This window comes from Robinsoniella sp. RHS, assembly GCF_001029355.1.
Taxonomy (GTDB): domain Bacteria; phylum Bacillota; class Clostridia; order Lachnospirales; family Lachnospiraceae; genus Robinsoniella; species Robinsoniella peoriensis.
This window is the reverse complement of sequence record NZ_JNGB01000001.1, coordinates 139,069-152,724: the sequence shown is the minus strand read 5'-3', so window position 1 is coordinate 152,724 and position 13,656 is coordinate 139,069. Positions and strand designations below refer to the sequence as shown.

The 13,656-nt window shown below is 41.8% G+C and carries 12 protein-coding genes; 10 read left to right on the top strand and 2 right to left on the bottom strand.

Translation table 11 applies throughout. The annotated features are described in order from the left end of the window. Positions 1-187: 187 nt before the first annotated feature. The 9 genes from RHS_RS00680 to RHS_RS00640 all read left to right on the top strand — a co-directional run bounded on the left by RHS_RS00680 (position 188) and on the right by RHS_RS00640 (position 10,478). Entirely contained in the window at positions 188-1,477 is a 1,290-nt protein-coding gene (locus tag RHS_RS00680) for a folylpolyglutamate synthase/dihydrofolate synthase family protein (RefSeq protein WP_027294328.1), read from the top strand. Positions 1,478-1,482: 5 nt separating this feature from the next. Continuing rightward, complete coding sequence (gene folE / locus RHS_RS00675; RefSeq protein ID WP_027294327.1) at positions 1,483-2,037, top strand: GTP cyclohydrolase I FolE; 555 nt, start codon at positions 1,483-1,485, stop codon at positions 2,035-2,037. 10 nt (positions 2,038-2,047) lie between these two features. Continuing rightward, a complete protein-coding gene (locus tag RHS_RS00670) occupies positions 2,048-2,530 on the top strand; it encodes an HD domain-containing protein (RefSeq protein ID WP_047832079.1) in 483 nt (160 codons plus the stop codon). A 36-nt stretch (positions 2,531-2,566) separates the two neighbouring features. Then, positions 2,567-3,376 carry a dihydropteroate synthase gene (folP, locus tag RHS_RS00665; RefSeq protein WP_044296061.1) on the top strand — a complete coding sequence of 270 codons (810 nt, stop codon included), beginning with the start codon at positions 2,567-2,569 and terminating at the stop codon, positions 3,374-3,376. Positions 3,377-3,446: 70 nt separating this feature from the next. Further along, positions 3,447-4,262 (top strand): 2-amino-4-hydroxy-6-hydroxymethyldihydropteridine diphosphokinase, encoded by an 816-nt coding sequence (folK, locus tag RHS_RS00660; protein ID WP_027294324.1) that lies wholly within the window; start codon positions 3,447-3,449, stop codon positions 4,260-4,262. Then, a complete protein-coding gene (locus RHS_RS00655; RefSeq protein ID WP_027294323.1) occupies positions 4,255-5,385 on the top strand; it encodes a bifunctional chorismate mutase/prephenate dehydratase in 1,131 nt (376 codons plus the stop codon). Before folK ends, RHS_RS00655 begins: the two co-directional genes overlap by 8 nt. A 109-nt stretch (positions 5,386-5,494) precedes the next feature. Further along, on the top strand, positions 5,495-6,793 hold the full coding sequence (locus RHS_RS00650; protein WP_027294322.1) for an ATP-binding protein: 1,299 nt from the start codon (positions 5,495-5,497) through the stop codon (positions 6,791-6,793). 25 nt (positions 6,794-6,818) lie between these two features. Then, entirely contained in the window at positions 6,819-8,342 is a 1,524-nt protein-coding gene (locus RHS_RS00645; RefSeq protein ID WP_047832078.1) for an exopolyphosphatase, read from the top strand. A gap of 15 nt (positions 8,343-8,357) precedes the next feature. Next, the gene (locus tag RHS_RS00640; RefSeq protein WP_027294320.1) at positions 8,358-10,478 is read left to right on the top strand and encodes an RNA degradosome polyphosphate kinase; all 2,121 of its coding nucleotides are present in this window, start codon (positions 8,358-8,360) and stop codon (positions 10,476-10,478) included. Between the two features lie 789 nt (positions 10,479-11,267). Here RHS_RS00640 and RHS_RS29810 read toward each other — a convergent pair. Both RHS_RS29810 and RHS_RS00635 read right to left on the bottom strand, forming a co-directional pair. Then, the gene (locus tag RHS_RS29810; RefSeq protein ID WP_276325441.1) at positions 11,268-11,390 is read right to left on the bottom strand and encodes a hypothetical protein; all 123 of its coding nucleotides are present in this window, start codon (positions 11,388-11,390) and stop codon (positions 11,268-11,270) included. 112 nt (positions 11,391-11,502) lie between these two features. Continuing rightward, positions 11,503-12,504, bottom strand: coding sequence for a Cof-type HAD-IIB family hydrolase (locus tag RHS_RS00635; RefSeq protein WP_052377811.1), 1,002 nt, complete (start codon positions 12,502-12,504; stop codon positions 11,503-11,505). 289 nt (positions 12,505-12,793) lie between these two features. On the opposite strand from RHS_RS00635, the gene RHS_RS00630 reads away from it, so the two are divergent. Then, on the top strand, positions 12,794-13,639 hold the full coding sequence (locus RHS_RS00630; protein WP_047832077.1) for a PHP domain-containing protein: 846 nt from the start codon (positions 12,794-12,796) through the stop codon (positions 13,637-13,639). Positions 13,640-13,656: the final 17 nt, after the last annotated feature.

Genomic DNA, 13,656 nt, shown 5'->3' with positions numbered 1-13,656 from the left:
AGCCCAGACAAAGAAGCGACAAAAAAGCTTCTTTGTCTGGGCTCCTTCTTTATGTATAGATTTTAATCCCTAAAATCCGCACAATTTCATTGAATTTTGCTAAGAAGTATAATATAATAAACAATTAAAGTAAGTAGAATTTTATCATAATGAGCAGATCATTATTTAAAAAATAGATTGGAGAATCATGAACTACGAAGAAGCAAGAGTATATTTAGACAATGCGGCTAAATACGGAAGTGTACTTGGTCTTGACAACATGAAGGAAATGCTCGCAAGGCTTGATAATCCGCAGGATAAATTGAAGTTTATCCATATTTCAGGAACTAATGGCAAAGGCAGTGTACTGGCATATCTGTCAACTGTCCTGAAGGAAGCCGGCTACCGGGTAGGACGTTATATCTCCCCGGCATTGTTCCGGTATCGTGAAAGAATCCAGGTAAATGAGATCTTTATTGAGAAGGATTCCCTGGCAGCCCATGTAGCAGCAATAAAAGCGGCGGCAGATGCAATGGAAGAAGAAGGACTGCCGCATCCTACTTCATTTGAGATTGAAACGGCGTTGTCCTTTTTATATTTCAAAGAAAAAAAGTGTGATATCGTAGTTCTGGAAACAGGACTTGGAGGTTTGGATGATGCAACCAATGTGATTACCACCACGGTTATGGAGGTTATTGCATCAATCAGCATGGATCATATGGGGGTACTTGGCAATACCATCGAAGAGATTGCAGCTAAGAAAGCCGGTATTATAAAGCCGGAAACCCTGGTTGTTACCATGCAGCAGAAGAAAGAAGCCATGCAGGTAGTTCTCGACACTGCTAAGGAGAAGAACTGCAGTGTGATGATTGCTTCGCCGAAAAGGGCAAAAGATATCCATTATGGATATGAAGAGCAATCTTTCACCTATGGTGGATACGACAATCTCAGGATTTCCCTTGCAGGAAGTTATCAGATTGCTAATGCAGTACTTGCAGTGGAAGCGGTAAAGGGGCTGGTACGTTTGGGCTACCAGATAACGGAAGAGGTCCTGCGCAGCGCTTTTTTCCACACGAAATGGCCGGGACGTTTTACCCTGATTCGTAAAGACCCGGTATTTATTATTGATGGAGCGCATAACCGGGATGCGGCTCAGGTTTTAAAAGAATCCATCGAACTGTATTTTCAGAACAAAAAAATATATTATATAATGGGTGTTTTTAAAGATAAAGAATATGATCAAATATTAAAAACAACCGCTCCATTTGCGGAAGCAATTATTACAATCGAAACGCCACATAACGACAGAGCGCTGCCGGCACAGGAGCTGGCAATTGCAGCAGCAAAGTACCATAATCATGTGGAAGCAGCAAAAAGCATCCGGGATGCACTGGATAAGAGCCTTTCAATGGCGGGGAAAGACGATGTGATTATTGCCTTTGGTTCCCTTTCTTTTTTAGGAGAGATTACCAGAGAAATGGGAGAAAGTGAGGATTAACTATCATGATAGATCAGAGTAAAATCAAAGAAGGCGTTAGACTTATTTTAGAAGGAATCGGTGAAGATACCACAAGAGAAGGACTGATTGAGACACCGGACCGTATTGCAAGGATGTATACAGAGATCGTAGGCGGAATGGAAGAAGATGCGGCTGAGCATTTAAGCAAACGCTTTCATGTGAAAAATAATGAAATGGTATTGGAAAAAGACATAACATTTTATTCTACCTGTGAGCATCATATGCTTCCGTTTTTCGGAAAAGCACATATTGCATATGTTCCAAATGGTTCTGTAGTAGGGCTTAGCAAAATAGCAAGAACGGTAGAAGTATTTGCAAAGCGCCTGCAGCTGCAGGAACAGCTGACAGCCCAGATAGCGGATGCATTTATGGACAATCTGGCTCCCCAGGGAGTAATGGTTATGGTAGAAGCAGAGCATATGTGTATGACCATGCGTGGAATTAAAAAACCGGGTTCGAAAACAGTTACCGTAGTTACCAGAGGAATTTTTAAAGATAACGAAAAACTGCAGAACACATTTTATCAAATGTTAAGGTAGGTTGAAGCAAATGGATCGGGTTAATGAAATATTATTGAACAGGACTTACCGGGAATGTCTGGGGAAAATCCGTGTATGTGAAGCAGACCGGATCTTCTGCAAGCACGATATGGCACATTTTATGGATGTGGCAAGGCTTGCATATATTATAAATCTAAGAGAAGGACTGAATATCAAGGAGGAGCGGATCTATGCGGCCGCTCTTTTACACGATATAGGGAGACATGAACAGTATATAGATGGTACACCGCACCAGGAGGCAAGCGCCAGAATTGCTTCGGCTATTTTACAGGCGTGTGGCTTTGCAAAGGCAGAGAGTGAAGATATTATAAATGCCATTGCCCAGCATAGAAACAGTGAAATAAAAAATGAAAAGAGTCTTGCAGGCATTATCTACAGGGCAGATAAGATGTCCAGAAGCTGCTATGGATGTGAAGCTGAAAAACAGTGCAGCTGGAGTGATGAAAAGAAAAATTTAAAGATTCTTTTATAGTTATAAAAACAGAATATAAAGGTGGTTAGAGACATGATGAGAATAGGCAATCGGGATTTTGATGTAGATAAACATACTTATATTATGGGCATTTTAAATGTAACGCCGGATTCCTTTTCTGATGGAGGAAAATGGAATAATAAGGATGCTGCCCTTAAGCACGCACAGGATATGATAGAAGAGGGTGCAGATATCATTGATATCGGAGGCGAGTCCACGAGGCCGGGATATACCCTGCTGACTGATGAAGAAGAAATTGCACGTGTTGTTCCGATGATTCAGGCGATAAAGAGCCGGTTTGACGTTCCGGTATCCATCGATACTTATAAAAGCCGCGTAGCCAGAGCGGCGTTGGAAGCAGGAGCAGATCTGGTAAATGATATCTGGGGCCTGAAATATGATGATGACCTGGCAGGTGTAATTGCAGAATATCAGGCACCCTGCTGCCTGATGCATAACCGCAGAGAAGCGGATTATCAGGATTTTATCAACGATATGCTGCAAGACCTGAGAGAAACAATTTCCATCGCGAAAAAAGCCGGAATAGCAGACAACAAAATCATCTTAGATCCCGGAGTTGGATTTGGAAAGACTTATGAAAATAATCTGGAAGCGATAGACAGGCTGGAGCGCATGCATGAACTTGGCTGCCCGATCCTCCTTGGAACCTCCAGAAAATCAGTGATCGGACTTACCCTGGATCTTCCGGCTTCCGAGCGATTAGAGGGGACACTTGCCACAACGGTAATGGGCGTCATGAAAAAAGCTGCTTTTGTGAGAGTTCATGATATCCGGGCAAATGCAAGAATTATTAAGATGACTGAGGCGATCATTGGACGTGCTTGAATATGATAGAAATTTAAAACATATTCCGGAGAGCGGACATATAAAAACATAAGCTGGAGGAACGGAACGCATGGATAAAATAAAGATTAAAGACCTGGAAATATACTGTCACCACGGTGTGTTTCCAGAGGAAAATACATTAGGACAGAAGTTTATTGTATCGGCAACGCTGTATACGGATACCAGAGAAGCGGGAATGAATGATGATTTAACCAAATCCATACATTATGGTGACGTAAGTCATTTTATTACGGAATTCATGCAGAATCATACATTCAAACTCATTGAAACGGTTGCGGAAAAACTGGCAATGGAATTGTTGATCGAAGTTGCGAATCTAAAAAAGGTTAAGCTGGAGATCAAGAAACCCTGGGCGCCGGTAGGTCTTCCTTTAGATACCGTAGCAGTGGAAATTAAAAGAAGCTGGCACACGGCTTATATTGCCATTGGTTCGAATATGGGAGATAAAAGTTCCTATCTGCAGGGTGCGGTAAAATCTCTGGATGAACTTTATGGCTGCCAGGTAGAAAAGGTATCGGAACTGATTACCACAGCACCTTACGGCGGGGTAGAACAGGATGAATTTTTAAATGGAGCCCTGAAGCTTAAAACACTGTTTACACCTCAGGAGCTGTTAGAAAAACTTCATGAAATAGAGTTGGAAGCCGGCAGGGAGCGGGTAATACGCTGGGGTCCCAGAACGCTGGATCTGGATATACTTTTGTATGATGATATCATCTTAGATACGGAAGATCTGCACATTCCTCATATTGAAATGCATTTGAGAGACTTTGTACTGGAACCTATGGTTCAGATTGCACCATATAAGAGACATCCGCTGCTAAAGAAAACAATGGAACAGTTAAAGGGAGAATTAAATGACTGATTTAACAGAATTAAGAGATGAGATTGACCGTATTGACAAGGAAATGGTTGCTTTATTCGAAAAAAGAATGAGCATCAGCGGCCAGGTTGCAGAATATAAAATTGATACCGGAAAGAAAGTATTTGATAAAGCAAGAGAAGCATCCAAAATTGAAGCAGTTACCAATATGACTCACAATGATTTTAATAAACATGGTGTGGAAGAATTGTTTCAGCAGATTATGGCTATGAGCAGAAAACTGCAGTATCAGCTGCTGGCACAAAAAGGTGCAGTAGGAAGACTGCCGTTTATTGAAGTGGATGAAATCCAAAAAGAGAATATAAGAGTTGTTTTCCAGGGGGTGGAAGGTGCATACAGCCATGCGGCAATGAAGGAGTATTTCGGAGATAAAGTAAATGCTTTCCATGTGGAAACCTGGAAGGATGCCATGGAAGCCATCGCAGAGGGCTCAGCAGATTATGCGGTGCTTCCCATCGAGAATTCTACAGCCGGAATCGTGAACGATATGTATGATTTATTGGTTGATTTTGAAAATTATATTGTGGCAGAGCAGGTGATCCGCTGTGAACATAAGCTTCTGGCTGTTCCCGGTACTAATCTGGATGAGGTGAAAACCGTATATTCCCATCCGCAGGGGCTGATGCAGTGCAAGCAGTTCTTAGACCAGCACAGAGGCTGGAAACAGGTGCCTTTAGATAATACGGCAGTAGCTGCAAAGAAAGTATCAAATGACCGGGATAAAACCCAGGTGGCCATAGCCAGTGCCTTTGCAGGAGAATTTTTTGACCTTCAGGATATGGGTGTTCAGGTATGTTATAACGAAGTCAATTCCACCAGATTTATTATTGCCACTAACCAGAGAATTTTCAGAAAAGATGCAGACAAGGTCAGTATCTGTTTTGAAGTGCCTCATAAGAGCGGTTCGTTATATAACATGCTTTCTCATTTTATATACAATAATCTGAACATGAGCAAAATTGAATCAAGACCCATACCGGGCAAAAACTGGGAGTACCGGTTCTTTATCGATTTCGAAGGAAATCTCAGTGACAGTGCAGTAAAAAATGCACTGCGTGGTATTCGGGAAGAAGCAATCAATATGAAGATATTAGGTAATTATTAGAGAACGTTTGAAAATTGCATATATCAGTATGTGCGATTCCGTCAGTAAAACGGGGAGTGTATGCTGAATTAATAGATAGTCGAAAAGGCATCAGAGAAAGGCAGTCAAAATGGCAGGAATAAATGAATTAATTGTATACAGAAACTTTGAACAGGGACAGGTGCTGGAGGATATGACCTGGATTATGGGACATTTGTATAATGAATATTATAATGTAGAAGATATCCGGGCTTTATTTTATGACTGCATACACGGTCTGGTAGAGCTGGCGGGCAGCTATGGCTTTTCGAAAAATCTATGGCATAACTACCTTACCTTTCTGCTGGTGAATAATGAAAACACCTTTAGCACTGCCTGTGAAATTGTGGGGCCGGTAGATGGCAGCATCAATGCATTAGTGCGTCATGATTTTGAAATCTTAAAAGAACTATTTGATTATGATTTCGAACCGGTAGAAAAGTTTCTTCAGGTGAATTGTTTTAGTTTTGTAAGTAATTATCAGAACATTAATGAAAACAGCAAAATGTTTAACAAGAGAATTCGTGACCGTATCTGCGACCTGAGTGTGAAACTTGGGAACGCCGGAAGCATCGATGAATTTATGGAGGATATGACGACGTTTTACAAAGACTTCGGTGTGGGAAAGCTGGGCCTCCACAAAGCATTCCGTGTGGCGCATGAAGAAGACGGTGTACATATTGTACCAATTACAAATATCGCACATGTACATCTCGATGACCTGGTGGGATATGAGATAGCCAAAAAGAAACTGATCGATAATACAGAGGCTTTTGTTCAGGGCAGAAAAGCCAATAACTGTCTGCTATTTGGAGATGCAGGTACCGGTAAATCTTCCAGCATCAAAGGTATTTTAAATCAGTACTATGATCAGGGACTTCGCATTATTGAAATTTATAAGCACCAGTTCCAGGATTTAAATGAAGTAATTGCTCAAATTAAGAATCGAAATTATAAGTTCATCATATATATGGATGATTTATCTTTTGAAGAATTTGAAATCGAATATAAATATCTGAAAGCTGTGATAGAGGGGGGACTTGAGAAAAAGCCGGATAATATACTGATCTATGCTACCTCAAACCGCAGGCATCTGGTTCGTGAACAATTCAGTGATAAAGAGGGCCGCAGAGATGACCTTCATTCATCTGATACGGTACAGGAGAAGCTGTCCTTAGTATACCGGTTTGGAGTTAAGATTTTCTTCTGTGCTCCGGATAAAAAAGAATTCCAGAAGATCGTCAGAACTCTGGCAGAACGGTATAACATAAAAATGGAGGAAGAGGAGCTGCTGCTGGAAGCAAATAAATGGGAACTGCAGCACGGCGGACTGTCAGGCCGTACGGCACAGCAGTTTATCGATTATTTATTAGGTAAAATACAGGAGTAAACACAAACTATATGGGGGTGATAAAGTGACAATCGCAACATATGCAGCAATTGATGTGGGATCTTATGAAATAGAAATGAAGATTTTTGAACTTTCCGCCAGACAGGGGATGCGTGAAATTGACTGCATCCGTCACAGAATGGAACTGGGAAAGGATGCCTACCGGACAGGGAAGATCAGCGTGGACTTAGTGGAAGAGCTTTGCAGTGTACTTCAGGATTTCCTTTTAATTATGAAAAGTTACCGTGTAAATGCTTTTCGTGCCTGTGCAACCAGCGCAGTCAGAGAAACCAAAAATAAATTAATTATGCTTGATTATATCGAAAAGCGCACAGGTATTAAAATTGAGGTGCTGGGGAACTCAGAAGAGCGTTTTCTGGATTATAAGTCAATTGCATCCAGAGAAGCGGAATTTGCCAATATCATTCAAAAAGGTACTGCTATTTTGGACGTTGGCGGCGGCAGTATGCAGATTTCACTGTTTGATAAGGACAGTCTGGTAACAACACAGAATATCCGTCTTGGCAATATGCGTATCCGTGAACGTCTGTCCGTAATGGAGAATCAGGCGCCCCATATGGAGGTTCTGATCGAAGAACTGATTAACAATGAGGTTTTAGGATTTAAAAAGTTATATTTAAAAGAAAGAGAGATTCAGAATGTGATCCTGATCGGAGATTATATCCTGGATCTGACCAAAAAATCCTTTTTGACAAAAGAAGAATTTCTGAAACTGTATGACACAGTGATCCGTAAATCTCCGGAAGATATAGCTGAGGCATATGAGATTCCTTATGAAAGTGCATCTCTTATCATTCCGTCGGTTATTATTTATAAGCGTTTATTAGAAGAAATGGAAGCAGAGGCGATCTGGGTGCCTGGTGTTTCCCTGTGTGATGGCATGGCATATGAATACGCTCAGAAAAATAAAATAATCAAGTCACTTCATAACTTTGATAATGATATCATTGCTGCTGCCAGAAATATTTCCAAGCGGTACCAATGCAATAAAGGTCATATCAAAGCACTGGAAGACCTGGCAATTCCTATTTTTGACAAGTTGAAAAAAGTGCATGGAATGAATGCCAGAGACCGGCTTCTGCTTCGGATTGCAGTCATACTCCATGGGTGTGGTAAATATATCAGCCTCTCTAATGTGGCGGAGTGCTCCTACAGTATTATTATGGCAACAGAGATTATTGGATTGGCCCATGTTGAGCGGGAAATCATCGCAAATGTGGTAAAATACAATACCATGGATTTCTCTTATTATGACGTGACCGAAGGACGGATTACGGAGATCAGCAAAGATGAGTACTTAAGAATTGCAAAATTAACAGCGATTTTACGTGTGGCTAATGCTCTTGACCGCAGCCACAAGCAGAAATTCAAAGATGTAAGGCTGGCATTTAGAGAAAATGAACTGGTGATAACAGCAGAAACCCAGGAAGATATTACATTGGAAAAGGGGCTGTTTAGGGAAAAAGCAGATTTCTTTGAAGAAGTATTCAGCGTCCGGCCAGTGATTAAACAGAAGAAAATAATGTAACAGGGAGGGAGACAGATGGAACAAATTGATTTTACAAAACCTGAATTTTATACCAACCGGGAATCTAGCTGGGTAGGATTTAATGACAGAGTCCTGAGCGAAGCCAGGGATAAATCCCTTCCGTTATTCGAACGGTTAAAATTTCTGAGTATTACAGCTTCAAATCTGGATGAATTCTTTATGATCCGTGTGGCATCTTTAAAAGATATGGTACATGCAGGTTATATGAAAAAAGATATAGCAGGTTTAACCGCCACAGAACAGATTGATATGATCTTAAAAGAAGTACATGAGCTGGTAAATGTGCAGTACTCCACCTATAACCGTTCTCTCTTGCCGGCTTTAAAGCAGCAGGGACTGGAAGTGGTAGTCTGCCACGAAGATTTAAACAAAGAACAGGAACTATTTGTTGACCAATATTTTGAAGAAAATGTATATCCGGTACTCACCCCAATGGCAATGGATTCTTCCAGGCCGTTTCCCCTGATACGCAATAAATCTTTAAATATAGGAGCATTGATTTCCAAAAAGGGTGAAACCGAGTTTGCTACGGTACAGGTCCCCTCAGTACTGCCCAGAATCATCCGCCTTCCGGAAGGAAAAAAGGGAGAAAAAAGGGTAATACTTTTAGAAGAGGTCATTGAGCGTAATATCCAGAAGCTGTTCTTAAACTATAATGTAATCTGTGCCCACCCATATAGAATCATGAGGAATGCAGACTTAACCATTGACGAAGACGAGGCAGCAGATCTTCTAAAAGAAATACAGCGCCAGCTGAAAAAGCGTCAGTGGGGCGAGGTAATCCGTCTGGAAATCGAAGATAAGATGGATAAACATCTTTTGAAAGTATTAAAGAAAGAATTTAGTATAAAAGAAGAAGAGATTTTTTCAATCAACGGTCCCCTGGATCTGACATTCCTGATGAAGATGTATGGATTGGACGGTTTTGATCATTTGAAATACGAATCTTACCATCCTCAGCCGGTACCGGATATGATGGGAGAAGAGGATATTTTTACCCAGATCCGAAATGGGGATATACTGCTTCATCATCCATTTATGACATTTAATCCCGTAGTAGACTTTGTAAAACAGGCGGCGAAAGATCCCGACGTTCTGGCGATCAAACAGACACTGTATCGGGTCAGCGGAAATTCACCGATTATTGCCGCACTTGCCCAGGCTGCGGAAAACGGCAAGCAAGTTTCCGTATTGGTAGAATTAAAAGCCCGTTTTGATGAAGAGAATAACATTGTATGGGCAAAGATGCTGGAAAAAGCCGGATGTCATGTTATCTATGGGTTAGTGGGACTTAAGACACACAGTAAAATCACCCTTGTTGTCCGCAGAGAAGAAGACGGAATACGCCGTTATGTCCATCTGGGAACAGGGAACTACAATGACGCAACGGCGAAACTTTATACAGACTGCGGCCTTTTGACCTGTTCAGAGCCGATTGGAGAAGATGCTACGGCAGTATTCAACATGCTATCCGGTTATTCCGAGCCAAAGAGCTGGAACAAGCTGGCAGTGGCACCGATCTGGCTGAGAAACCGCTTCTTAAAACTGATCAGGCGTGAGACCAGGAATGCCCTGGAAGGCAAACAGGCTCATATTATAGCCAAGATGAATTCTTTATGCGATAAAGATATCATTGCTGCTCTTTATGAAGCATCGGCTGCAGGCGTGAAGGTAGATCTGATTATACGTGGTATCTGTTGTCTGAAGGTGGGAATTCCCGGTGTGAGTGAGAATATCACCGTACGTTCTATTGTTGGAAACTTTCTGGAACACAGCCGTATTTTCTACTTTTACCACAATGGAAGCGAAGAGGTTTATATGGGAAGCGCAGACTGGATGCCGCGTAACCTGGATAAACGTGTAGAAATTCTCTTTCCGGTTGAAAGTGAACGCTTGAAGATGGAAGTGATACACATCTTGCAGATTCAGTTGGAAGATAATGTGAAGGCACATATTTTACAGCCGGACGGAAGCTATGAGAAAGTAGACAGAAGAGGTAAAGTGAAAATGAATTCTCAGGAGTATTTCTGTGAAGAAGCAATAGAAAGGGCTGTAAAACCGGAAGACGTTGTAAAAGACAGGGTATTTATTCCGGCAGAACCGATAGATAATTGATGAGAAAGCTGTTTTATCATTGAAAATGCCAAAAGGGCAGGAAAAGGGATGAAAATATTAAATTGGGGTTTAGGTGAGTAAAGACGCTTTGTAGATGTAGGTAGTGTACGGAAAGAGAAGGGGACGGACCAGGACATTGGTTTGGAAGGCTTACCGCAGAACTGGCATTTTCTAACCTTCCCAGAGCACTTTTTGGCGGCACGCGGGCATTCGCTGCGAAATCCTGATGCATTTCGCAGCTCACTGCCCGCTTACAATCCGATGGGAGCCAGTCGAATTGTATCCGCCAAAAAGCACACCGGGAAGGTAAGTAAATGCTCAGCTCTGCTATACGCCTTCCAAACCAATGTCCTGGTCCGCCCCCTTCTCTTTCCGGGATGCAGTTTACTGATACAAAGCTGGTTTTCTCAGCGTGGTGGGACCCCGGGGTTGTGGCATGCTGTACGCTATTGGCGTAAAGCAACTGATCTTGAGAACGGAATTTGTTTTTCATTCTGTAACCAGAAAAACGAACAAACTTTCATCTTCTCTTACACAAACAGCCGAAACATACTGCGCAGCATCCAATAAAGAACAGCCTGTCACAGTCCAAGGGTCTCCACTCTGCTGAGAAAACCAGCTTTGTGGCAGTAAACTGGATCTCGGAAAGATGGGTGTGGGAAACTGGCATGGGCGGAGGAAGCGTAGAGCAGAGCTGAGTATTTACTTACCTTTCCGGAGTGTTTTTTGGCGGATAGTATTCGACTGGCTCCCATCGGATACTAAGCGGGCACTGAACCGAGAAATGCATCAGGATTTCTCGGTGAATGCCCGCGTGCCGCCAAAAAGCGCTCCGGAAAGGTTAGAAAATACCAGTTCTGCGGCCAGCTGACGGAGCCCATGCCAGTTTCCCACACCCATCTTTCCGTACACTACCTCCATCTACAAAGCGTCTTTCCTTAGCTAAACCCAAATTTAAGCTAATTGTCTATTTCCCACTCTGCTGCATTTTTATTGCTAATTCAAACGTTTTAGACACCGATGGTTAATACAAGAGGAATTTTTCTATCACTTCTGCAATACCGTCATGGTTATTATCTCTTTGGGTTATGTAGTCACCGTATTTTTTAATATCATCAGCCGCATTTTTCATAACGACGCCGATTGCAGCCGTTTCAAGCATAGAGATGTCATTAGGAGCGTCTCCGGCAGCAATGGTATTGCATTTTGGAATGCCCAGAATACCACATAATACTTCAATAGCATGTCCTTTTGACATACCCGGGGCCACTAATTCCAGGTACTGGGGACAGGAAAAGATATGTTCTACCTTGCCGTCTGCCCATTCTGAAATGGATTCCTGGAAGTGTACCAGTTTATCATGGTTTTCATAATCGATTACGATTACTTTCCCCGGCTCAGTGGTTAATTCCATCATAACATCAGGCACAATTCTGGAGGTAAGATTTGTCAGTGACTCGTATCTGTGCAGTGCGGGTGTATCATATTCTGAAAGAATATGAGTGTCTGAATAGGTCTGGCAATGCAGCCCCTGTGCATGCGCAGCATCTAAAAGATAGCGGACAAAAGGCAGCGGAAGCGTTTCTTTAAAGACGGTTTTCTTATGGTATAAATCATAGATTTCTGCCCCGTTAAAAGCAATTGCATAACAACCATCCTGTGTCAATCCCAGTTCTTTTGATAAAACAATTGCACTGGCAAGAGGTCTTCCGGTAGTAATCACGATCTTATGTCCCTGCTTTAAAGCTTTTTGGATTGCTTCATGATTGCCTGATGTAATTTCCTTATCATCATTTAACAAGGTGCCGTCCAGGTCTAGGAATAAGATTTTGATTTTCTTCTCTTTCTCCATAAAATCTTCCAGAGCTTCATCACTGTCACTGATCCAGATATCTTCCTCTGTGGCCGTCAGTCCCAGATATTCACGCAAAGTGCGTGTATCATCACTAAAATTCCATTTGCTGGTATAATCAAAAATTTCATCAAATTCAATTGAACCGTTCATATATAATTCACGAAATGTCATAATTCCTCCATTTGGATGCATAAAAGCATCTTATTATTAGTTAGTATAAAAATATACTCTGCAAATATTATACCTAAAAGTGACAGGGAAGACAAGGGGGAATGTAGCAGCGGGATACAGACCGGCTTTAAGTACATTCCGGGTACACTTGGGATAACCTGGGCGGGTTGAATTCTTTCCAAATTGAGGGTATACTAAAAAGAGCAAAAGGATACTTCCAGAAGATATATCATAGAGAAACGGAAAGGAATATTGTGGGTCTGCCCGCAATATGCAATAGGTATAAATAATGAAATATATAGATTTACATGTACATTCAAATTGCTCTGATGGTACTTTTACACCTGCTGAATTAGTAGATTATGCGATTAAGAAGAATCTGTCGGCATTTGCACTGACAGACCATGATACCACGGCAGGGCTTGAGGAGGCATTTGCAGCCGCAAAGGGGAAAGAAATAGAAGTAATACCGGGAATTGAGTTTTCTACAGAATATCTGGGAAAAGACATTCATATTGTGGGGCTGGAATTTGATTACAAAAGTCCCGCTTTTTTAAGCCAGATTGGAAAATTTCAGGATTCCAGGGATTTGCGCAACCGGAAGATGATAGAGAAACTGCGGGACGGGAGAATTGATATTACCTGGGAGAAGATGGAGGAACGATATCAGGATGCAGTTTGGACAAGAGCTCATTTTGCAAGTTACCTTTTGGAACATGGATACGTAAAAGATATGCGGGATGCATTCAGGTATTATATCGGTGACAACTGTCCTTACTTTGTTCCCAGGGAAAAAGTGACGCCTGTTCAGGCAGTTCATCTGATCCGCCAGACCGGAGGAATTCCGATTCTTGCTCATCCGCTGCTGTACCATTTAAAAGATGAAGAGATGGATAGACTTTTGGAGGATTTAAAGAAAGCCGGTTTAATCGGCATTGAAGCACTTTATTCCACCCATGTTGGATTTGAAGAAAGTACAGTCCGCCGGATGGCACGCCTGCACGGACTTCATATCAGCGGAGGTTCTGATTTTCATGGTACACGTAAGCCTGGAATAGATCTCGGCTGCGGCAGGGGAAATCTTAAAATACCATATGAGATACTAAAACAAATGCGTGATGAGCTGCAGAAATAAAATAATTAAAATAAATA